We start from the raw sequence: 21643 nt of genomic DNA, 5'->3' as shown, positions 1-21643 counted from the left end.
ATGCATCCCCGCAAAGGTGAGTACCGAATCGCACCAGGCTGGTGGGCCCTCGGTCTGGTCGTCGCTATCGTCGCGGGAATCGCGACGTCGTGGGCCATCTACAACCGAGACTTCACGACATACGCGCCGATAACCGTCACCGCTGAGCGGTCCGGGCTGTCGATGGAACCGGGAAACCCGGTGAAGATGCGCGGAGTGCAGATCGGCCAGGTGAAGGCTGTGACCGGCGGCGACAAGCCGGTTAGCCTTGCCCTCGACATCGACCCCGCCGAGCTGAAATACATTCCGGCCAACGTCCAGGCTCAGATCACCGCCAGTACGGCGTTCGGGCCGAAGTACGTCGAGTTGCTCTATCCGAGCAATCCGAGCGCGGCGCGGTTGGCCGCCGGCGCAGTCGTGCGGTCCAACAATGTCGCAACAGAGGTCAACACCGTGTTCGAGAACCTGGTCGACGTGTTGCACCACGTGGATCCCGCCAAGCTGAATGCAGTGCTGAGCACTTTCGCAGAAGGCCTCCGTGGGAAGGGCCCGGCGATCGGACAGGCGATCAGCGATGGTAACGAAGTCTTGGCCGCGCTGAACGTGCGCAATGGGACGATCCGACAGGACTTCCGGTCCCTCGCCGACGCCAGCGACACATATGCGAATGCGGCGCCCGATCTCATCAGGACCCTGCAAGCTGTGACGACGACGAGCGCCACGATCACCGCACATGCTGGTGATCTCGATCGATTGCTGCTCAGCGCCGCTGGATTCGCGCAATCAGGCGTCGACTTGCTTGGACAGACCACCGAGACACTGCCTGGGGCCATCAACATCTTGGAGCCCACCACCTCCTTGCTGCTGAAGTACAACCCGGAGTACACCTGCCTGTTGGTGGGCAGCCAGGTCTACCTGCAAGATGCCTACGTTGTCGGTGGTGGGCTCAATGGCCACTCGATCATGGCGGATGCCGGCCTGTTGCCCGGCAAGGATCCCTACGTCTACCCGGACAACCTGCCGATCGTCGCTGCCAAGGGTGGCCCCGGCGGTAAGCCCGGCTGTGGATCGCTACCGGATGTGTCGAAGAACTTCCCGGTACGACAACTGGTCACGAACACCGGTTGGGGGACAGGCATGGATATCCGGCCGAACCCGGGCCTCGGCCATCCCTGCTTCGGAAACTACTTCCCAGTCACCAGGGCGGTGCCCCAGCCGGACACCTATCGCTGTGTCGGTCCGCCGTCACCGGGCCTCGTCACACCGCCGACCGGCCCGCTGCCGTTCGCGGCGCCTGCACCCGCCGACCCTGCCGGGCCGCCTCCGCCCGGACCGGCGGGGCCACCCCCACCCGGCCCGGCGGTGCCATGACATCCGTGATAGGAGGAAGAAGACGATGAAGGAAGACCTTCGGGGCACACTGTGGCGAGTCGCCGCGTTCCTGCTCCTGTGTTTCCTCGGCATCTTCGCCATCGTCGCGGTGTTCGGACAGATCAGGTTCGATTCGCACAAGACCTACAACGCCCTGTTCGCCAACGTGAGTGGGCTGCGCGAAGGTGACTTCGTGCGCATCGCGGGCATCGAGGTCGGCAAGGTCAAAACTATTCAGGTGCAGAGGGACTCAACTGTCATGGTCCAGTTCGGAGTGGACTCCTCAGTTGTCCTCACCGATGGTGACCGTGCGGTGGTTCGGTACCAGGACTTGGTCGGTAACCGGTACCTGGCCATCGACGCGGGTCCTGGCGGTCTGAAGAGGCTCAATCCTGGGTCAACCATCCCCTTGGACCGCACCGAGCCGGCACTGGACGTCAACGCGTTGATCGGCGGCTTCCGGCCTCTGTTCAAAGCACTGAACCCCGACCAGGTGAATGCGTTGAGCGGCCAGTTGATTCAGGTGCTACAAGGCCAAGGTGACGTCATTGACGCCTTTCTGACTCAAACTGCCTCTTTGACAAGCACTTTGGCCGACCGTGATCAGCTTATCGGGCAGGTGATCGACAACTTGAACACCGTGCTCGGCACGTTGAGCAGCCAGAGCAAGCAGATGGACTCTGCCGTAGATTCCATCGCCCAACTGGTTCAGAAGCTGGCCGATCGCAAGCAGGAGGTGAGCAATGGACTGGCCTACATCAACTCGGCCGCCGGGTCCCTGGCAGACCTGTTGACCCAGGCTCGTGAGCCGTTGAACAACACGATTGTGCAACTAGACAGGGCCAGCGGAGCCGTCGCATCCGAACGCGACTACCTGGACGGAATCCTCAAAGCGTTGCCGGAGAAGTATCAATTGCTGGCGCGCCAGGGCCTTTACGGCGATTTCTTCAGCTTCTACCTCTGCGACATGGTCCTCAAGGTCAACGGTAAAGGTGGACAACCGGTTTACGTGAAGATCGCCAGTCAGACCACGGGACGGTGCACGCCGCAATGAAACGGTTCTCAGAACGAAATCCGATCATCATCGGAGCGGTGTCGATCGCGGTCATCGCGGCATTGGTCCTCTTCGGCCTGACCTACGACAAGTTGCCGTTTCTCGGCGGAGAACGCACCTACAGCGCCTACTTCGCCGATGCAGCAGCCCTGAGAACCGGTGCCGACGTCGAGGTCTCCGGATCGAAGGTCGGTAAGGTCACGGCTGTCTCCCTTGACGGGAGCAAGGCCCGCGTCGAGTTCACCGTTAGTCGAGACATCTCACTGGGGGACCGTACCGAGGCTGCCATCAAGACCGAGACGCTGCTGGGGACAAAGGTTGTGGCCATCACTCCTCGCGGTACGGGCGCCCTGGCCGCCACTATTCCCCTGGAGCGCACGACTTCTCCGTACCTTCTGCCCGCCGCGCTCGGCGATCTGACCAAGACGATCAGCGGGCTCAACACCAACGAGCTTTCCGACTCGCTGAAGACACTGTCAGAGGTCTTCCAGAACACACCGCCCGAACTACGCGCAGCAGTCGACGGTGTGTCGCGGCTGTCGCAGACGATCAACAATCGTGATGAGCAGTTGCGGAACCTGCTCAGCAGTGCCCACACAGCCACCGGCGTGCTGCGCCAACGCACCGATCAGATAGTTGGTTTGGTCCGGAACGGGAACGCCCTTCTTACCGAGTTGCGGGCACAAAGCGGCGCGCTGGACCAGATCTCGACCAATATCTCGGCGATGGCGCGGGCACTCTCGACGGTGATCGACGACAACAGAACGCAGTTGCCGCCCATGCTGGACAAGCTGAACACAGTCTTGGCCGTGATCGAAAAGCATAAGCAGGACTTGCAGCGGTCCATCAAGCTGAACATCGCGTATGCGTTGTCGCTCGGTGAATCCGTGAGCTCGGGCCCGTTCTTCAACGCCTACTTGGTCAATCTGCTGCCAGGGCAGTTCATCCAGCCGTTCGTCGATGCAGCGTTCTCTGACCTGGGTCTGGACCCGAGCACACTGCTGCCGTCCCAGCTGGTCGATCCGCAGACGGGGCAGCAAGCAACCCCGGCATTGCCGGTGCCCTTCCCCCGCACCGGTCAGGGCGGCGAGCCGCATCTCAACCTGCCTGACGCGATCACCGGCAAGCCGGGTGATCCGCGCTACCCGTATCGCGAACCCCTGCCGGCTCCGCCACCGGGTGGGCCACCGCCCGGTCCGCCGGCACAACCAGCGCCCTCCGTCGGCGGTGCCACTGATCCGACTGGACCTCAGCCCGTCTTCCAGCCGGCCCCCAATGAGGTCCCGGCCACGCCGCAGGCAACCGCTTCGGCACCGAGTCCACAGCAGCCGGCGTCGGAGGAGGGTCGATGAAACTGACGAGAACTACTGCCAGGATGGCTCTTTCCGCTGTTCTCGCGGCCACGCTCGCTGTTGGCGGGTTCATGGCCTGGCGGGTGCTGGGGTCCGGCGACCAGACTGTCGTGGTCGCATACTTCGACAACAGCAACGGGATCTACGTCGGTGACGATGTGCTCATCGCAGGAGTGCGAGTGGGAAAGATCGACAAGATCGAACCGCAACCGCTGGATGCCAAGATCACCTTCTCACTCGACAACAAGTACAGAGTTCCCGCTGACGTCAATGCCGTGATCTTGACTCCGGCCCTGGTATCGGCCCGAGCCATTCAGCTGACGCCCACCTACAGCAGCGGGCCTGTGCTGAGTAGCGGCGCGGTGATACCCCGAGAGCGCACGGCGGTACCGATGGAATGGGACGACTTGCGCAAGCAACTGGAGAAGCTGACAGCAGCTCTGCAGCCCACTGAGCCCGGTGGGGTGAGCACCTTGGGCAGCTTCATCAATACCGCGGCCGATAACGTGCGTGGTCAGGGCGCCAATATCCGCGAGGCATTGATTCAGGCCTCCCAGGTGTTTTCGGCCCTCGGAGATCACAAAGACGACATCTTTGCTTCGGTGAAGAACCTTTCCACCTTGGTCGCTGCGCTGAATACTACCAACGACGTCATACGGCAACTCAACGACAATTTCGCGGCTGTCACGGGCGTATTCGACAACGATCCCAATGAAGTGGCCGGCGCGGTAAAGGATCTCAACGACGTTGTCGTGAAGGCGCAGCGGTTCGTCGCCGACAATCGGGAGGCCGTTGGCGCAGCGGCCGACAAGCTCGCACCGGTGACCCAGGCGCTCATCGAGAGCATCGACGACATCAAACAGCTACTTCATGTCGCGCCCAACTCGTTGGCCAACTTCACATCGATCTACGAGCCCGCAGGCGGCGCTCTGACCGGCGCACTGGCTGTGAACAACTTCTCCAATCCCATCCAGTTCCTGTGTGGGGCAATCCAAGCTGCTTCCCGCCTGGGCAGTGAGCAGGCAGCGAAGCTGTGTGTCCAGTACTTGGCGCCGATAGTCAAGAACCGCCAATTCAACTTCCCGCCGTTCGGTGCGAATCCGTTCGTCGGTGCGCAGGCGCGCCCCAACGAGGTGACCTTCAGTGAGGACTGGCTGCGCCCGCTGACCGAGGCAGGTCGGGTCCGTGACTTCTACGAAGGGACACCGCAACCGGCTGCTGCGCCGGATGTTCCGTCGCCCACCCCCATGCCGGGTGCGGCCGAGGCGTCGACGCCAACCGCGGGCGAGCCCGCGCAGACCGATCCCAACTCCGGTTTGGCCGGGATGATGCTGCCCGCTGGAGGGGGTTCATGAGACTGCGCAGCGTTGTTGCATTGCTTGTGGTCACGTCGGCCCTCATGACGGGCTGTGAGTGGCGTGGGGTGAACTCGCTCAAGTTGCCGGGTACGGCGGGCGGTGGTCCGGGGTCCTACAGCATTCAGGTGCAGCTACCGGACGCGGTGAATATCGAGCCTAATTCTCGGGTTCGCGTGAACGATGTGACGGTCGGCAATGTGACCAGGGTGCAGTTGCAGGACCGGCACGCACTGCTCACCATTCGGCTCTCAGGAGACGTGGATCTTCCGGCGAACGCCGTCGCGAGTCTGGGTCAGACCAGCCTGCTGGGCTCACTTCACGTCGAGCTGTCCGCGCCCAAGGGGGTCGCGCCCGAAGGGCGACTTCACGAGGGGTCGCTGATTCCGTTGTCCTCGGCAAAGGCCTCACCCACGACAGAACAGACGCTGTCTGCGATGTCGTTGTTGCTCAACGGAGGTGGCCTGGGCAATATTCAGGACATCACGCAGTCGCTGAGTACCGCGATGACCGGTCGGGAACAGGACGCACGGCAGTTGCTCGCACAGATGAATGAGTTTGTCGGGTACCTCAACGACCAGACCGACGACATCATCAAGGCAACTACGAGTCTGAACAACGTCTCCGGCCAGTTCGCTGCTGCCAAGCCAGTCTTGGAGAAGGCGCTGCAGACTGCACCCGGTGCATTGGAAACCCTCAAACAGCAACGCGAGCACCTCACGGATGCGGTCACCCGACTCGGGCAGCTCAGCGCATTGAGCGCCGATCAACTGGACCGAAGCAAGGACAACCTGGTCAACGAGCTTCGACAGCTCGCACCGGTGCTCGAGTCATTTGGCAATGCGGGCAAGGCTTTCCCGCACTCACTGAGCACGCTTGCCACATTTCCGTGGCCGGTCGAGACGCTCGAGAAGTGGGTCCGTGGTGACTATGCGAACCTGACTGCCACCATCGACCTGACCCTGAGCCGCATTGATGCGGACTTCTTCACCGGCACACGGTGGGAGGGCAAGTTGACGGAGCTCGAGATGCAGTGGGGCCGAACCATCGGTCAGTTGCCGAGTCCGTATACCGCGGGCAATCCGCTGGTCGCTCCCTACAACTGGAATCAGGGGCGGTGAGATGGACCAGCTGACCAGAACCGTCAAGATCCAGATCGTGGTGTTCATCGTGATCGCCCTCGCCTCAACTGTGGCAGTGGGACTGAACTACATGCACCTGCCGTCCTTACTGTTCGGCGCGGGCCGCTACACCGTGAGCTTGGAGCTGCCGCAATCGGGAAATCTTTATGCCACCGGCAATGTCACCTACCGAGGCACCGAGGTGGGGCGTGTGACGTCGGTGCATCTGACGGAGACCGGCGTGCAAGCCGAGCTGAGTCTGAAGTCGGGGATTGCGATTCCCAGTGACCTGAAAGCTGAAGTCCACAGCCAGAATGCTGTCGGCGAGCAGTATGTTGCGTTGCTTCCGCAGGATGGCGCATCGCCACCTTTGAAGGACGGTGACGTCATACCGGTGAGTCGAACGAGCGTTCCGCCCAACCTGAACGGATTGCTCGACGCGACGAACAGAGGCCTCGAGGCCATTCCGAATGACAATCTCAAGACCCTGATCGATGAGAGCTACACGGCATTCGGTGGTCTGGGGCCGGAGTTCTCCCGCTTTGTCAGTAGTGCCACGGCGCTCGCCACCGGCGCCAAGGAGAATATCGGTGACCTTACCGGCCTTGTCGACAACGCGGCCCCGGTGCTGGATGCGCAGGCTGACTCCTCGGATTCCATCCAGGCGTGGGCGTCACACCTCGCTTCCATCACCGGCCAACTTCAAACGCAGGACCCGGCGGTATCGGGCATATTGGCGCATGGGGGATCGGCCGCCGAGGATGCCCGCGCTCTTGTCGACCGGCTGAAGCCAACTCTGCCGGTGATCCTTGCCAACATGGTCACGTTGGGCAACGTGGCCGTGGTCTACCAGGCCGACATCGAACAATTGCTGGTGCTCCTTCCGCAGGCCGTCGCGATGATGCAAGGCGGGCTGGTGGCCAACAAGAACAGCAAGCACCCAGGGTTGTTCCTGGATTTCAATCTCAACATCAACCTACCGCCGCCCTGCACCACCGGCTTCTTGCCCGCCCAACAAATGCGTCCGCCCTCCGCGCTCGACGTTCCTGATCGTCCTGCCGGTGAGGTCTACTGCCGCAGACCGCAGGACTCGATCTGGAATGTTCGCGGTGCGCGGAACATCCCGTGCGAGACAAGGCCGGGTAAACGTGCCGCCACGGTCAAAGAGTGCGAGAGCGATGAGCCCTACGTGCCTCTCAACGACGGGATGAACTGGAAAGGCGATCCCAACGCGACCTCGTCCGGGCAGGATATTCCTCAGGTGCCGCCCTCGCCGGCCTCGCCGGCGCCTCCGGTGCCTGGGATCGCTGCAGCGCAATATGACCCAGCGACGGGCACCTTCATCGGACCGGACGGGAAGGCTTACACCCAGACCAATCTCGCCGCCGAAGGCCCCAAGGAGCACACGTGGCAGTCCATGCTGATGCCGTCGCCGCTGCCCTGACGCGCCGATGAGTCGAGCCGTAGAAAGACGGGCCGACGCTGGCGTGTCTGGTGTTCCATTCCACCGTGGTCGGACTGATCTCCGACGTCTCAGATAGTGAGAGGTCCAACGTGATTCGTCGGCTTTCCGGCATCGTCGGCGTCGCAATGCTGGTGTCGCTTGCGGCACTGGGGGTCTCACCCGCTGCGCGGGCCGACAACAAGCGGCTGAATGACTCTGTCGTGGCGAACGTATACACAGTGCAGCATCAACACGGATGTTCGAACAATGTGACGAGTGATCCACAGCTGCGGCTGGCGGCCCAGTGGCACAGCGACGACCTCCTGGCAAATCACGCGCTGGACGGTGACATCGGCTCCGACGGCTCGACAGTGCAGGACCGCGCCCGCGCCGCCGGCTATCTGGGTGTTGTCAGCGAGACGGTGGCGATCAATCCGGCGCTGGCGATCAACGGGATTGACGTCCTGAGACAGTGGTTCTCTCGGCCTGACTATCTCGCGACCATGTCCACCTGTGCCAATACTCAGATCGGGGTGTGGTCAGAGAACAGCCTGGACCGCTCGGTGGTTGTGGCCGTGTACGGCCAGCCTCGCACATCCTGATCGTTCTTTCGACGTGTCATGCGCTCTCCCAGCACCATGTCGACTCTCAATGAACTGGTGAGCACACAGAAGGGAAATCTCGGATGGGATTGTTGGACGGCAAGGTCGCTTTCGTCACCGGAGTCGCACGTGGACAGGGCCGCAGTCACGCGATCCGGCTGGCCCGCGAAGGCGCCAAGGTGATCGGGATCGACATCGCAGGGCCGGTTAGTGAATACAACGGATATCGCCCTGCCGCGGCGGCGGACCTGAAGGAGACAGATGGGCTGCTGCGTGCGGAGGGAGCCGTGTTCGTCCTCGCGACTGCGGATGTGCGGGATTCGGCTGCGATGGACGATGTCTTGTCCAGTGCGGTCGCTGAGTTCGGCGGACGGCTGGACGTCGTGGTTGCGAACGCCGGCATCAGCAACTGGAACCGATTCTGGGAGATGCCCGACGATCAGTGGCTAGAGATGATCGACATCAATCTGACCGGAGTTTGGCGAACTCTGAAGACGGCTGTACCGCACATGATTGCGGCTGGCAACGGCGGCTCCATCATTACTGTCAGTTCGGTCGCCGGTATCAAATCACTTCCAGCTCAGGCCCATTACAGCGCTGCTAAGCATGGCGTCGTCGGGCTCACGAAGGCAGCTGCCGCGGAGCTCGGCGAGTACGGCATCCGGGTGAACTCGATCCATCCGTGGGGAGTGATGACGACCATGGTCGAGGACCCCAAAATGGCGGAGGCGCTCAGTGCTCACCCCGGCTACGGCGCCTGGTACGCCAGCATCCTGCATTCGGTGCCGATAGCTGACCCGGACGATATCTCCAACGGCGTGGTGTGGTTGGCATCGGATTTGGCCCGGTCCGTCACTGGTACGCAGTTCACGATGGACATGGGAGCTACCAAGGTGTGAGAGTCGGCAATAGGCGAAACGCCCGGCCATCCTTGGATGGCCGGGCGTTTCGCTCGCTTCTGGTGGTCGCGGCAGCTGCAGGTCAGTGGATAACCAGCGGAAGGTACTCGGCAGCCCGAACGGGCACGTTGGCGTAGCGAACCTCGTCATCGGGGGCGATGCTGTAGTTGGGCATTCTCTTGTGGAGCTCCTCGAGAGCCACCCGTAGCTCCATGCGGGCGAGGTTCGAACCGAGGCAGCGGTGGGTGCCGCTCGCGAACGCGATATGCATGTGGCGAGGTCTGTCGATGTTCACCGTCAACGGGTCGGTGTGGACTGCCGGATCGAGATTCGCCGTCGCCCACGAAGCAACGACGGCCTCGCCGGCCTTGAGTACAAGTCCGTCGCCAAGGTCGACATCCTCTGTGGGATAACGGGTTCCGATGGGAACGGGGCTCTCGTAGCGGAGCATCTCTTCGACGAAGCCGCGCAGCAGCGAGGGGTCGCTGACGACGCGCTGGCGCTGTTCCGGGTTGCGGGCGAGCCAGTCGATCATCAGCGACACAGAAGATGTGACGGTGTCCAGTCCGGCGAACATCAACAACATGATGACGTTGAGCAGTTCTTCGTCGCTGACCGGAGCCCCGTCGATCTCGACCGCCATCAAGGTGCCGAGAACGTCATCCTTCGGCGACTCTGCCCGCCGCTTGGCAAGGAGGTCGTGGAAATAGGCGATGAGTTGCCCGGCCGCACCGACCATGGCCTCTTTCTTTTCCTCGGCGGTGTCGCCGGCAGGACGGAGCATGTTCTCGGTGTAGGACAGGAAGAAGGGCAGATCTTCAGCCGGTGCACCAAAAAGCCGCAGGAACGTGAGGCACGGCAACGGCACGCAGAACTGTGTGTACATTTCGACGACGTCCTGGGCTGCGAACTGGTCGACGAGTTCGGCTGTGAGCGCGCGGATCGAGTCTTCGAGCTTGGCCACCTGCTTGGGGGCGAAAAGCGGATCCATCAACTTGCGCCACTTCACGTGGTCAGCGCCGTCGATCTCGAGTGGGATCAGCGGGGAGGGCGCTCCGAATGCGCTGCCCCGCCCGCCGACTCCGAGAATCCGGGGGTCACGGTTGACCTTGATGATGTCCTCGTGACGGTAGAGGTACACCACTCCCTCTTCGATTCGCTCGAACCGGGTGGTCGCCACCTTCTCTGCCAAGTACGGCTGGGGATGGGTCAACGCATCGGTCACCCGCGCGTACTCGGACAAGCGGAAATCGAAAGGCTCTTTCGCGGTGTCCATCAGCTCGCCACTCGTCATTGTCACTCTCCTGGATCTCGTGATGCGTCGCTGCGCCGGACGACTGTATTGGCGCGCACGCGGGCCTCCGGCTCCGTGACCGCCATCACTCATCGTCGGCATTGTGTGGGTAATCATTGCACTGAATTTGATCTGGAGGTTACTCCGATCACAGGACCGGTGCAAGCACCAACGGCCTACAGAAAGCCCACCAGAGAGTACTCTTTTCGCCGTCTGCCCAGCCGTGGTTTGGCGATCTCGCCCAACGCGGGAGGGTTCAGTGCGGGGCATCTGCTGCTGTCCAACCGATGATGGCACTTATCCAGGCTGATTGACGTGCGCAAATGCCGGGGAGGTGCAGGGTGGAGGCCGCGTGGTCGGCGATACTCGAGGAATTCCGAGGGGGTCGCGAGATGCCCTGTGTCGTCAATCACACCATTTCGATCTAGGGTGAATGGAGGATACTCTATTCACGACGCCGGGGCTGGTGCGCGTCAGTAGTCAGAGCAGCAGGCACGCAATCTTTCGGGAGGATCGGTATACGTGAAAGCCGAAGCCACTGCGCTGTGGTTGCGCGACCCTGTCGCGGACTGGATCACGGGAAGCATCGGCGAGGTCTTACGTCGCCGTGCCGACGAAGGCGGTGATCACCCCGCGCTGCACTGGATGGATGCGGCCGGGACGATCACGACGCTGAATTACCGGGAGTTATATGCCGCGTCGCGCGAGCGCGCCAGCGCGCTGTTGAGCCTGGCGGCCCCCGGCGACGCGGTCGCGGTGTTCGCGCCGAATTCACGTGAGTGGCTACTGGTCGAGCTCGGGTCCGCCCTGGCGGGAACGGTTCTGGTGCCGATCAATCCGGCCATGCCCGACGATGAGGTCGAGCACATCCTTGATCTCACCCAGGCCCGCGTTGTGCTCACCGTCGAGAGCTACCGCGGCCAACGGCTTGAAGAGCGGATGCGCGCGCTGGCGGCGACGCGTTCTGACCCGCTGGTCGTGCTGAATCTGTCCAGCTGGGCACAGGAGGTGCGAGGGGGAGCGGACATATCACCGGTCAAGTCTGACCATCCCTTCATCATCCAGTACACCTCTGGCACGACCGGACGGCCCAAGGGGGCACTGCACACTCACGAGTCGGCCCTCAACGCCGGGGCGATCTGGTGTAGGGACTGGGGTCACGGCGCCGGGGACGTATTGGCCACCGCGGCACCGCTGTTCCATGTCGGTGGTTCGATCACCATCGTGCTCGGCACGATCGCGGTCGGCGCGTCGGTTGCGCTGATGGCCAGTTACGAGCCGAGTCTGCTCCTTCGGCTATTGGCTGAAACAGAGGCGACAGTGTTGGCGGCGGTGCCGACCGTTCTGTTCGACCTCCTCGAGCAGCCGGAATTCAGCCGGGAGCAGCTTCCTCGACTTCACACCGTGATGGGTGGCGGGGCCGATGTCTCGCCGGAGACTATTCGCTCGATCGAAGAAGGGTTCGGTGTCCGTTGTGTGGTGACCTACGGACAAAGTGAAGCGCCGGCGGTGCTGCAGACTCGACGCGATGATCCCCTCGAGATGAAAGCAACGCGGCTGGGAAGGCCGCTGCCCGGGCGCGACGTCCGGATCGCCCGCTCGGACGGGTCGACGGCTGATGACGACGAAGTCGGGCAGATCTGTACTCGCTCCGCGATGCGGATGGTCGAATACTTCGGGCAGCCTATGGAGACAGCCCAAGTCGTCGATTCCGAGGGCTGGTTGTATACCGGTGATCTCGGCGCGATGGACGCCACCGGATACGTTTCTTCCCATGGTCGCGCCCGCGACGTCATCATCCGCGGCGGAGAGAACATCTACCCGGAGGAAGTCGAACGGGTTTTTCGGCAGCATGACAGCGTCGTCGACGTCGCCGTTGTCGCTGCCCCTGACTCCCGCTGGGGCGAGGTTCCCGCCGGATTCGTACAGCCTGCCCCCGGTTGTCAGGTGGACACCGCCGATCTGGTTTCCTTCGGCAGAGCGAGGTTGGCAAGCTTCAAGGTTCCGCGCCAATGGGTCGTTGTGGAGGAATTCCCGCGGACCGCCACCGGCAAGATCCGCAAGGCTGACCTGCGTGGGCGACTGTCCAATTCCAGCGCAACGAAAGAGGCTCATGGTTCAAAGCTCTGAAGGCCTGCTGGTCGACATTCGTGAGGACGGGGTATGTGTCCTCACGTTGAATCGACCCGAGCAGTCCAACGGCGTCAACCTTCCCCTGCATCTGCGACTGCAGAGCGTTTGGGAAGAGTTGGCACTCGACGCCCGTGTGCGCGCTGTGATTGTCACGGGGGCTGGTGAGACATTCTGTGCCGGAGGCGATTTCAATCGGATGCTCGACAACAGTCAAGATCCGACCGCGCCGGCGAGCATGATGCGGCGGGCCCGGGAGTTGATCACCGAGATGGTCCGCTTTCCAGCCCCCATCATCGCCGCGATCAACGGTCCAGCCGTTGGGCTGGGGGCGAACCTCGCGATCCTTACCGACATCATTCTCATCGCCGACAGTGCCTATATCGCTGACCCGCACATCAGGATAGGGCTGGCGTGCGGGGATGGGGGAGCGGCGGTGTGGCCCGCGGTGATGTCGCTGCCGGCGGCAAAGCGCTATCTGCTCACCGGGGACAAGATCCCGGCCGACGAGGCATACCGGATAGGGCTTGCCAGTGAGGTCTGCTCACCAGGCGACCTCATGCCCAAAGCCCTCACATTGGCCGGCCGATTGGCCAAACAGCCAGTGCGGGCGTTGCAAGACACCAAGCGTGCCATCAACACTCATCTTGAACGCCAACTTGTCGGCGCGCTCGATGTCGCGGCATTCGCTGAGCAGGCAACTCTCGCATCACCTGAATATGCCGAGATTGTCCGGAAATTGGCTGCTCGTGCCGAGGGCACCGGGCAGACTGACCAGAGCACGTCGGTGGCGCGGTAGTGCGGCCGAGCGGGACCGCGCATGCCAGCGAAGAAACAGTCGAATAGTTCTCGTAGCTGCCAAGCATTGGCTTCACAACATCCCGACGACCCAGGCAGGAGCAATTGAGTACAGAAGATCTCTTCGAACCCGAAATCGAGGCGATGCCTCGCCCGGAGCTGGAGAGGCTCCAGGAAGAACGCATCCTCGAGCTGGTTCCCTACGCATACGAGCGGTCCGCTTTCTATCGTGAAGTATGGGATGAAGCGGGCGTCAAGCCTTCTGACATCAAGTCGATCGCTGACTTCAAGGAACGAATCCCGTTCATCAACAAGGACATGGTGCGCGACTTCCGCGAGCGCCACGGCGACTCGTACGGCGGTCTGCTCTGCGTGGACCCAGGAGAGCTGACGGCAATCGGGTCAAGTTCGGGAACCACCGGTGATCCGACATTCTTCAGCGAGAAGTTCGATCAATGGATGCCGTTGATGGTCGGCTGGTTGCGTGCGATGTGGGAGCACGGCCTTCGCCCGGGAGACCATGCCATCACCGGTAGCGCGACGTTCCGAGGTGCATCCGGCCATGAGCATCGACTGCTGGGCGTGATTCCGATCGCGCTGGACAGCTGGTTCGGTGAGTGGAACGCAGTACTCGATGCGATCACGCAGTACGACGTGCGCCAAGTCCACGTACTGGGCCCGCTGCTCTCTGAGCTCGAACGCATCAGCCACCAGCGTGACATGCGGGAAGCGTTGGCGCCGTTGAAGTTCATGACCTTTGCCGGTGAACCGATGGGGTCGCGCATGCAACGCACCATCCGTGAGGATTGGGACACCGAGCTGGTGTTGTGGACGAGCGCCGGTGACACCGGTACTGCGTGGGAGTGTAAGCAGCACGACGGCTATCACTTGTACGAGGACACCGTCTTCGTCGAGGATCTGAACCCGCTGGGCCCAGAACCGGTCGCCGAGGGTGACGTCGGCGAACTGGTGACGACCGACCTGGACAACAACATCGCACCGCTGATCCGTTTCCGGGCGGAAGACCTGGTGCGGGTGAGTCGTCAGGCGTGTGGCTGCGGTCGTACCCATGCCCGGATGTGGCCGCTGGGACGTGCCGGCGACGAGACCATCGTGCAAGGCCGCTCAGTCATGCCGTTGGAAGTATGGGCCGTCATCGAGCAGTTCGACGAGACCCGGTCCGCACTATTCCAGATCGTCCGGCCGCACCGTGAGGTTGACGTCCTTCATCTACGTGTGGGATACGCTTCGGAGCAGACGGCAAGCGCCGACGAACTGCGGGAGCGCTTGTCTGCCGCAGTGTTTGAGGCGATCGAAGTAACACCGACTCTGGAGTTGGTCGAGGAGCGTGAGCTCGCCGCCCGAACGTCATCAGCCGCCAAGATTCCGAGGATCGCAAAGTCATGACCCAGCAGTCCAGCATTGCCCGTGCAGCCAAACTCGAGCGTCCCGGTATCGCCTGGATCGGTCGGTTCCACGTCGACGGCGAAGCCGTGGACTTCACCGTCGGTGAGGCCGACCTGGAGCGAGATTCACAATGGGCCGCCAGTCTGATGCGTCAGTATGGCGTCTGCGCCGGTGAACACATCCTCATCACGTCGAGGCCTTCAGAGTCACCGTGGTTGGACGCATTTCGGGATGGCGCCCGCCTCATCGGTGCGGTGCATTCCAATGGTGAGTCATGGGGTTGGGACGCTCGTCGCAGCGAGATGTACATCCGGCGGCTGAATACCGTCCTCATCATCGGGTTGTCGGCGGAGACCATCGACGGAATCTCGCAGATGACAGATGCCGCGGAACGCCTGAGCTCGGTCAGGAAAATCCTAGCGCGTCAGGAAGCTGTCGGGCCGCTGCAAGAGCTCGGCGTCGAGGCCGACTCCTATCGTCAGATTGGGCCGGTGCTCGCAGTGTCGGCGCCGGGTGGCGGGCTCCGATACAACGAGAGTGAATGGATCGTCGAGTCGATCGATGGTCAGCTCGTGGTGTCCACAGTCGGCCCTCGTGCCACCAAATTCGTCCGCCAGCCCACCGGGATCACCGGAAGCGTCGTGATGTCGGCCGAAGGCGCGCGGATCCTGTTGACCGGCAACGGATAACGGATAGAAACAGCAAAGAGCCCGCCTGGCCGATGGCCAGGCGGGCTCTTTGCTGTACAGGCGCGCCCCTCCTAGTCAGGAACTCTTCTGCCGCGACGTCTGCCGGACGTGCTCGCGAGCCAGTTCCAATCCGTCCTCGATGCTGGACGCTGACGCATACCAGTTTTGACAACAGCACCCGCATGCGTAGCTGCCGTCGCCCAGCGGTACCACCGACTGGGCATCACATCTGCCACCGGATGCCGCGTCGGACAGGAACTCCCGGGGAGAGTCGTGCAGGATGTCACTCATCGGGGTCTACTGGCCGGCGGGCTGGAGAGTCGGCTCCTGCGGGATCGGCGGAACCTGCGGGAAGAGCTCGTAGAACGCGCCGTGCATGACCCGTTCGGCGACCTTCGGATCAGCATCGTCGAACAGCTCGTGCAGCGTCTCCTGGGTATGTCCGAAGGTGCCCTCCATGTGCGGATAGTCGCTGCCCCACAAGACATTGTTGTAGCCGAGGTAGGTAGCGGCAGCAACCGCGCTCTTGTCGTGCTGGAACGAGGCGTATACCTGCGAGTAGACGGTCTCACGGATAGACCGCTTCAGCTTCGGCCGAACCGCCATCGCGTGCTGCCGATAGGCCTCTTCCATCCGGTCCACGACGAATGGCACCCAGGTGGCGCCGCCCTCTGAAACCAGTACCTTCAGGTTCGGGTGACGATCCAACGCACCCGACGACACCATCTTGGTGACGGCCCGCTGGCCCTCGTAGGAGGTCTCGGTGTAGTTCAGAATCGCACCGCCGGGCCCACGGAATTTCATACCCGGGGTACGGGTCTTGTCCGAGAGATCGACCGGTTCGCTGCCGATGTGAAAGGCGACGACGATGTTGGCGGCCTCGCATGCCGCCCAGAAGGGCTCCCAGTCGTCGTAGTTGTAGTCCTTCTGCTGGGGATGGGGAAGCGTGGGCAGGAACACCGCGCGGTACCCCATCTCGGCGATGCGCTCCAATTCGGTGACCGCGTCGTTGATATCGAGCGTGGAGACCTGGCCCGTTGTGACCAGCCGGGGATTTGCCTTCTCCAGCGTCTCGTAGGCCCAGTCATTACTCACCCGCACGGCTTCGCGCAGGACCTCTGGAGTGCGGAACGATGCACACCACATCCCGAGCGACGGATAGACGACCTCCCCCCAGACGCCCTCGTTGTCGAGGTCCTTCAGGCGAGCCTCGACGTTGAATGAACCGGCATGGTCCACGGTCTTGCGCATGAACTCCTGCGCCGCGCCCGTGGGTAGCTTGCGCCGGAACGCCATTCCATCGACGTGGACGGTTTCCCATTCACCGTCAGGGTCTTTGACCGAGCGAGGTACGCGCTCCGCCAAGGCCGGTGGCAGGCTGTCGCGCCAGAGATTCTCCGGTTCGATGAAGTGCGAATCACCTGAATTGGCCCATAGTTTCTGCATTCTGTCCTCCAGTCGTCTCTCATCGGACAAAGACGTGCTTGTCCGCCCACACGCGTCGGTGACCACTACCCGCTAATGGTCGGTATCGGTCAGTGTGCACCCCCCAACTGTACAGTGTCAAGTAAACCGCTCGCGTGGAATTCGTACTCAATGTGTGAGGTCCTAGCTGCGCGCCGTTGCGACCATCTCGGCAATGGAGACGAACTTGAGTCGAGGTCTGGCCGCCTCGGCCCCACGCTCACGTTCGGCCGCATCGATGGTGCCCCAGTCGTGCCATTCAAGGGGTGTCACACCGCGTTCGCCAAGCAGGCGATCGACTTCTCCACGCGCCGGTAAGGGTCCGCTGAGATCGCCGTTGTCGAAGTCTTCCCACATTCGGGCAACTGTCTGCTCGGCGCAGGCACGGTTGGTGCCGATGACTCCGCTGGGTCCGCGCTTGATCCAACCGGTGGTGTAGAGCCCCGCTTGTGGCCGCCCGTCCGCATCGACGACTCGGCCACGATCGTTCGGGATGGTGCCCGATACCTGATCGAAGGACAGGCCGTCCACCGGACTCCCGCGGTAACCGGTCGACCGCAGCACCAATGATGTCGCGATAACGTCATCATCTGGTCCAACGCGAAGGCCTTCGACGCATGACTCGCCGATGATCTCGGCAGGCGGTGCCAGGAACCTGAACACGATCCGCTTGTGCCCCGGAGTCTGAGGCTGTTGCGCGTACTCTCGGGCGATCTCGAGTTTCACGGCGGTCTCCACGTCGTCCCCGGCGTGGGGCTCGAGGTTGCCGTTCTCGATGACCACATCGACACCGGGGAGCGAACCTAGCGCCAGGAACTCGCCAACCGAGAATGCCGCGTTGCGGGCATCGCGGCGCGCGACGATGACCACTTCACGAATAGCGCTCTGCGCCAGGGCGTTCAGGGCGTTCTCGGTGATATCGGTCGTCCGTAGGTTCTCCACGGGGGTGAGCAGAACTCGGGCGATATCCAGGGCGACGTTGCCGTTGCCGATGATCACAGCCCGTTCGCCGGACAGGGTGAACTCTCGCGCGGCATGGTCGGGATGCCCGTTGTACCAGCCGACGAATTCGGCGGCGCTGTGGCACCCGTTGAGCTGCTCGCCGGGGATGCCCAACAGGCGTCCCTGCGATGCACCGATGGCGTATATGACGGCGTGATGATGCGCCGCCAGCTCCTCGTGGCTGAGGTCGCGGCCGATCTCCACGTTGAAGTGACATGTCAGTCTCTTGTTGCGGAATGCCTGGTCGAAGAGTTTGGTGATCGCCTTGGTGTGCTGGTGGTCGGGGGCGACGCCGGCGCGCACCAGACCATACGGAGTTGGCAGGCGTTCATAGACGTCGATGTCCACGCCGGCCACCGCCAACAACTCGGCCGCGGCATAGCAGCCTGCCGGCCCGGCGCCGACGACGGCAACTCGTAGCGTGCTCGGGCTTAGGTCGGTGTGCCTGGGCTGCTCGGGTATCGCGGCGGGTTCCGTTGGCTGCTGCGCGAAGTAGCGGGCGTTGAGGTCGCGGAACGGCTCGAGGTCCGCCGGCAACTCATCCTCGTAGTAGATGGCATCGACCGGACACTCCTCCTGGCAGGCGCCGCAATCAATGCACGCTTCAGGATCGATATAGAGCATCTCGGTGGTGGTGAAACCATCCGGTGGTGTCACCGGACGGATGCAATCCACGGGACAGACCGGTACGCAACTGGCGTCCTTGCAGCAATTCTGGGTGATGACATAGGCCACGGTCAGCTCTCCTCAGCCGATCCTGTCCGCCCGCCCGCGGGGGGAGGCGGAACCTTAGATGGGGTCGATTCGCCGAGGCGTGAACTCGGCTCGGAGGTGCTTGACCCCGTGAACGAAGTTGGTACGCAACAGGTCCGGCTCGCCGACGGAGTGAAGGTCGGGTAGCAGCTGGAACAGCGTCTCGAAGAAGACCGAGATCTCCAGGCGCGCAAGGTTGGCGCCGAGGCAGAAGTGCGCACCCGCACTACCGAAGCCGAGGTGACTGTTCGGCCGTCGGGAGATGTCGAGCTTGGTGCCGTCGGCGTAGTAGTCCTCGTCCTGATTGCCGGAGCGATACCAGAGGACCAGCTTGTCACCCTCGTTGAATTCCTGATCACCGAGTCGGACGCCGTCGCGTGTCACGGTGCGGCGCATGTAGAGCACCGGAGAGGCCCAGCGCACGATCTCTTCCACGGCGCCCTTGGTGTGGACCTCCGGATCTGATCGCCACTTTTCGTGCTGGTCAGGAAAGAGCGTCAGGCCATGGAGACCGTGCGCGATCGCATTGCGGGTGGTCTCGTTGCCCGCGGTGACGAGCAGGATGAAGAACGCTCCGAGTTCCTGGGCGGTGAGATTGTCTTCGTTGTGGGCCGCGACAAGTGCCGAAATGACGTCGTCGCGCGGCGACTTGATCCGGTCGGTGGCGAGATCGGCGAGCAGCTCGACGAGCTCGTTACTTGCCGCGAAGATCGCCGCGCCCACCGCTTTCGGTCGCTGATCGGGCACGTACTCGGGATCGCTCACACCCATGATGACGTTGGTGAGTTCGAAGATGCGGTTCTCGTGGCCTTCCGGCACGCCCAGCATGTGGTTGACGATGCGGATCGGCAGGCGAGCGGCGACCTCGCTGACGAAGTCGCACTCGCCCTTCTCAGCGATCTCGGCGAGGATGTTGTGGCATTGCCGTTCGACATCGCTGCGAACCCGCTCGAGTGCACGAGGAGTGAACCCCCGCGAGATGATCTTCCGCAGCCGGGTGTGTTCAGGGGCATCCGCGGTCATCACCGAACCCCGGTACTCCAGCATCGCCGGCGTCTGATCGAAGATCAGTGCGCCCTTGGCAGAACAGAAGTCCTCTGACCGACGGCTCACTTCCCTGATGTCGTCGTAGCGGGTCAGCGCCCAGAATCCGCCACCTCGTGGTTGCCCGAGGGTGTCCCGCTCGGCCACGAACGGGCGCGGCTCGTTGGCGCGTAGCCATGCGAACGTCGCGTCGCGAGGGCCAACCGGTCCGGTCCACCAGTCCAGGTTGTCGAGCTCGGCCACGTCGTGATCTGTCGTCTTCGCCATTTCGCCTCAGACTCCCGGTGTGATGATGGATTGATAGGACAGGAACTCCGTGATGCCTTCGTGGCCGCCCTCACGGCCATATCCGGAGGAGCGAAAGCCGCCGAACGGAGCTGAAATATCCAGCGGGTTGGCGGAATTCACCGCTACCGAGCCGGCAATGATTTGGCTGGCCAACTGCTCTGCGCGGGACTGATCGGCGGACCACACGGTTCCTGCCAGGCCGTACTCGGTGTCGTTGGCAATGCGGACGGCGTCGGTGTCGGTGTCGTAGGGGATGAGCAGTGCGACCGGCCCGAAAATCTCTTGGCGGGCAATCAGCAGAGCCGGATCGACATCGGCGAACAGGGTGGGTGCCAGATAATGGCCGGTGCTCAGTCCTGCCGGTCGGTGGCCGCCGACCACGAGTTCGGCCTTGCCGCGTGTCTCGTCGATGAGTCCCTCAATCCGGGACAGCGACTGTGCCGAGATGACCGGCCCGATCTCGGTGGCCGGGTCGCGAGGGTCGCCGACGACGAGCCGGGAGAATGCATTACCGATGCGGTCGGCGAACTCGCGCAGGCGCCGTCGAGGGACGAGGATGCGGGAGGTAGCCATGCAGACCTGGCCGCTGCCCGCGATCGCACCGTCGACGAGGTTCTTGACGAGCTTGTCGTCAAGTTCCACATCACCGGTGACGATCGCGGCCGACTTGCCACCGAGTTCGAGGGTGCAGCGTCGCAGATCGCGTCCGCAGACCTCGGCGATCTTGCGTCCGACGGCTGTCGAGCCGGTGAAGCTGACTTTGTCGACCAAGGGGTGTGCCACCAGGTGTGCACTCGCCTCACTGTCAGCGGGTAGGACGTTGAGGACTCCACGGGGAACTCCTGCCTCGGTGGCGGCCTCACCGAGCAGCTGAAGCGTAAGTGGTGCCTCCAGAGAGGATTTCAGGACGACCGAGCAGCCGGCAAGCAGAGCCGGTGCCAGCTTGAGGGCTGCGGTGAACAGCGGAGCATTCCACGGAACGATGGCTGCGACCACGCCGACCGGCATCCGGCGGACCTGTACCGATCCCCCCATGACCGAGGGCCGGACCTCCGTCCACGGATACGTCGCCGCGAGCCTGGCGTTGACTTTCAAAACGGCTATCGCCGAGCCGATCTGAGCGCTAGCGGCCCACGTTGTCGGTGCTCCGGTCTCCTCCGATACCACCGCGGTCAACTCGGCCGCGCGAGATGCGAGGCTGTTGGCCAGGGACTTGACGATGGAGCCACGCTGCTCGGGCGTGGTCGATGCCCAGTCGCCACGGTCCAGAGCAGCTCGAGCGGCACCGACAGCTGCATCGACGTCAGCGGCGGAAGCATCGGGAACGCGGCCGACCACGGTTTCGGTGGCCGGCGAGTACACGTCGATCATCCGATCGCCGCGGGCCTGCTGTTGGGCCCCGTCTATGAAGAACGTCTCGTAATTGCGCACTGCGCTGCCGCTCCGATCCTAGGCCGGAATTGATCACCCGCGATGTGCCCGGGGTCATCATATTCTGACACTCTAGTACACATCCGCGCAACACCGTCTGCGCTGGCTTGATGCAAGAACATCCGGCATATCATGCTGATATGCCGGATGTTCCGTGTTAGGTGCG

At 62.8% G+C, this 21643-nt stretch carries 18 protein-coding genes; 12 read left to right on the top strand and 6 right to left on the bottom strand.

Going from position 1 to position 21643, the window contains the following annotated elements; genetic code table 11:
• From G6N35_RS12285 to G6N35_RS12250, 8 genes are all read left to right on the top strand, one after another.
• Window positions 1–1350, top strand: a complete 1350-nt coding sequence (locus tag G6N35_RS12285; protein ID WP_163804499.1) for an MCE family protein — start codon at window positions 1–3, stop codon at window positions 1348–1350.
• A gap of 25 nt (window positions 1351–1375) precedes the next feature.
• A complete protein-coding gene (locus G6N35_RS12280; RefSeq protein WP_163804498.1) occupies window positions 1376–2404 on the top strand; it encodes an MCE family protein in 1029 nt (342 codons plus the stop codon).
• The gene (locus tag G6N35_RS12275) at window positions 2401–3756 is read left to right on the top strand and encodes an MCE family protein (RefSeq protein ID WP_163804497.1); all 1356 of its coding nucleotides are present in this window, start codon (window positions 2401–2403) and stop codon (window positions 3754–3756) included. Before G6N35_RS12280 ends, G6N35_RS12275 begins: the two co-directional genes overlap by 4 nt.
• The gene (locus G6N35_RS12270) at window positions 3753–5111 is read left to right on the top strand and encodes an MCE family protein (protein WP_163804496.1); all 1359 of its coding nucleotides are present in this window, start codon (window positions 3753–3755) and stop codon (window positions 5109–5111) included. The genes G6N35_RS12275 and G6N35_RS12270 overlap by 4 nt, the downstream gene beginning before the upstream one ends.
• Window positions 5108–6232, top strand: coding sequence for an MCE family protein (locus tag G6N35_RS12265; RefSeq protein ID WP_163804495.1), 1125 nt, complete (start codon window positions 5108–5110; stop codon window positions 6230–6232). Before G6N35_RS12270 ends, G6N35_RS12265 begins: the two co-directional genes overlap by 4 nt.
• Before the next feature lies 1 nt (window position 6233).
• Window positions 6234–7676, top strand: a complete 1443-nt coding sequence (locus tag G6N35_RS12260) for an MCE family protein (RefSeq protein WP_163804494.1) — start codon at window positions 6234–6236, stop codon at window positions 7674–7676.
• 146 nt (window positions 7677–7822) lie between these two features.
• On the top strand, window positions 7823–8278 hold the full coding sequence (locus tag G6N35_RS12255; protein WP_163807638.1) for a CAP domain-containing protein: 456 nt from the start codon (window positions 7823–7825) through the stop codon (window positions 8276–8278).
• An 83-nt stretch (window positions 8279–8361) separates the two neighbouring features.
• Window positions 8362–9177 (top strand): mycofactocin-coupled SDR family oxidoreductase, encoded by an 816-nt coding sequence (locus tag G6N35_RS12250; RefSeq protein WP_163804493.1) that lies wholly within the window; start codon window positions 8362–8364, stop codon window positions 9175–9177.
• 82 nt (window positions 9178–9259) lie between these two features.
• Here the strand turns inward: G6N35_RS12250 and G6N35_RS12245 are convergent, their stop codons facing one another.
• Window positions 9260–10471: a cytochrome P450 gene (locus G6N35_RS12245; protein ID WP_246224291.1), complete on the bottom strand. Its 1212-nt coding sequence runs from the start codon at window positions 10469–10471 to the stop codon at window positions 9260–9262.
• A 522-nt stretch (window positions 10472–10993) separates the two neighbouring features.
• On the opposite strand from G6N35_RS12245, the gene G6N35_RS12240 reads away from it, so the two are divergent.
• The 4 genes from G6N35_RS12240 (at window position 10994) to G6N35_RS12225 (ending at window position 15495) form a co-directional block, all read left to right on the top strand.
• Window positions 10994–12601, top strand: a complete 1608-nt coding sequence (locus G6N35_RS12240; RefSeq protein ID WP_163804492.1) for a class I adenylate-forming enzyme family protein — start codon at window positions 10994–10996, stop codon at window positions 12599–12601.
• Complete coding sequence (locus G6N35_RS12235; protein WP_163804491.1) at window positions 12585–13400, top strand: enoyl-CoA hydratase/isomerase family protein; 816 nt, start codon at window positions 12585–12587, stop codon at window positions 13398–13400. The genes G6N35_RS12240 and G6N35_RS12235 overlap by 17 nt, the downstream gene beginning before the upstream one ends.
• A gap of 104 nt (window positions 13401–13504) precedes the next feature.
• The gene (locus tag G6N35_RS12230; RefSeq protein WP_197748422.1) at window positions 13505–14806 is read left to right on the top strand and encodes a phenylacetate--CoA ligase family protein; all 1302 of its coding nucleotides are present in this window, start codon (window positions 13505–13507) and stop codon (window positions 14804–14806) included.
• A complete protein-coding gene (locus G6N35_RS12225; protein ID WP_163804490.1) occupies window positions 14803–15495 on the top strand; it encodes a hypothetical protein in 693 nt (230 codons plus the stop codon). Before G6N35_RS12230 ends, G6N35_RS12225 begins: the two co-directional genes overlap by 4 nt.
• 75 nt (window positions 15496–15570) lie before the next feature.
• On the opposite strand, the gene G6N35_RS12220 is transcribed toward G6N35_RS12225, so the two are convergent.
• The 5 genes from G6N35_RS12220 to G6N35_RS12200 form a co-directional block, all read right to left on the bottom strand.
• Complete coding sequence (locus G6N35_RS12220; protein WP_163804489.1) at window positions 15571–15786, bottom strand: hypothetical protein; 216 nt, start codon at window positions 15784–15786, stop codon at window positions 15571–15573.
• 6 nt (window positions 15787–15792) lie between these two features.
• Complete coding sequence (locus G6N35_RS12215) at window positions 15793–16941, bottom strand: amidohydrolase family protein (RefSeq protein ID WP_163807635.1); 1149 nt, start codon at window positions 16939–16941, stop codon at window positions 15793–15795.
• A 162-nt stretch (window positions 16942–17103) separates the two neighbouring features.
• Entirely contained in the window at window positions 17104–18696 is a 1593-nt protein-coding gene (locus tag G6N35_RS12210) for an FAD-dependent oxidoreductase (protein ID WP_163804488.1), read from the bottom strand.
• Between the two features lie 54 nt (window positions 18697–18750).
• The gene (locus G6N35_RS12205; protein ID WP_163804487.1) at window positions 18751–20025 is read right to left on the bottom strand and encodes a cytochrome P450; all 1275 of its coding nucleotides are present in this window, start codon (window positions 20023–20025) and stop codon (window positions 18751–18753) included.
• 6 nt (window positions 20026–20031) lie between these two features.
• Window positions 20032–21477, bottom strand: coding sequence for an aldehyde dehydrogenase family protein (locus G6N35_RS12200; RefSeq protein WP_246224290.1), 1446 nt, complete (start codon window positions 21475–21477; stop codon window positions 20032–20034).
• Window positions 21478–21643 lie beyond the last annotated feature (166 nt).

This window comes from Mycolicibacterium anyangense (assembly GCF_010731855.1).
In the GTDB taxonomy this organism is placed as follows: domain Bacteria; phylum Actinomycetota; class Actinomycetes; order Mycobacteriales; family Mycobacteriaceae; genus Mycobacterium; species Mycobacterium anyangense.
This window is presented reverse-complemented; position numbering and strand designations above follow the sequence as displayed.

Coding starts and splice junctions, on each gene's coding strand:
- G6N35_RS12285 (WP_163804499.1), top strand. CDS start 1: ATGCATCCCCGCAAAGGTGAGTACCGAATCGCACCAGGCTGGTGGGCC.
- G6N35_RS12280 (WP_163804498.1), top strand. CDS start 1,376: ATGAAGGAAGACCTTCGGGGCACACTGTGGCGAGTCGCCGCGTTCCTG.
- G6N35_RS12275 (WP_163804497.1), top strand. CDS start 2,401: ATGAAACGGTTCTCAGAACGAAATCCGATCATCATCGGAGCGGTGTCG.
- G6N35_RS12270 (WP_163804496.1), top strand. CDS start 3,753: ATGAAACTGACGAGAACTACTGCCAGGATGGCTCTTTCCGCTGTTCTC.
- G6N35_RS12265 (WP_163804495.1), top strand. CDS start 5,108: ATGAGACTGCGCAGCGTTGTTGCATTGCTTGTGGTCACGTCGGCCCTC.
- G6N35_RS12260 (WP_163804494.1), top strand. CDS start 6,234: ATGGACCAGCTGACCAGAACCGTCAAGATCCAGATCGTGGTGTTCATC.
- G6N35_RS12255 (WP_163807638.1), top strand. CDS start 7,823: ATGCTGGTGTCGCTTGCGGCACTGGGGGTCTCACCCGCTGCGCGGGCC.
- G6N35_RS12250 (WP_163804493.1), top strand. CDS start 8,362: ATGGGATTGTTGGACGGCAAGGTCGCTTTCGTCACCGGAGTCGCACGT.
- G6N35_RS12245 (WP_246224291.1), bottom strand. CDS start 10,471: ATGACGAGTGGCGAGCTGATGGACACCGCGAAAGAGCCTTTCGATTTC.
- G6N35_RS12235 (WP_163804491.1), top strand. CDS start 12,585: ATGGTTCAAAGCTCTGAAGGCCTGCTGGTCGACATTCGTGAGGACGGG.
- G6N35_RS12225 (WP_163804490.1), top strand. CDS start 14,803: ATGACCCAGCAGTCCAGCATTGCCCGTGCAGCCAAACTCGAGCGTCCC.
- G6N35_RS12220 (WP_163804489.1), bottom strand. CDS start 15,786: ATGAGTGACATCCTGCACGACTCTCCCCGGGAGTTCCTGTCCGACGCG.
- G6N35_RS12215 (WP_163807635.1), bottom strand. CDS start 16,941: ATGCAGAAACTATGGGCCAATTCAGGTGATTCGCACTTCATCGAACCG.
- G6N35_RS12205 (WP_163804487.1), bottom strand. CDS start 20,025: ATGGCGAAGACGACAGATCACGACGTGGCCGAGCTCGACAACCTGGAC.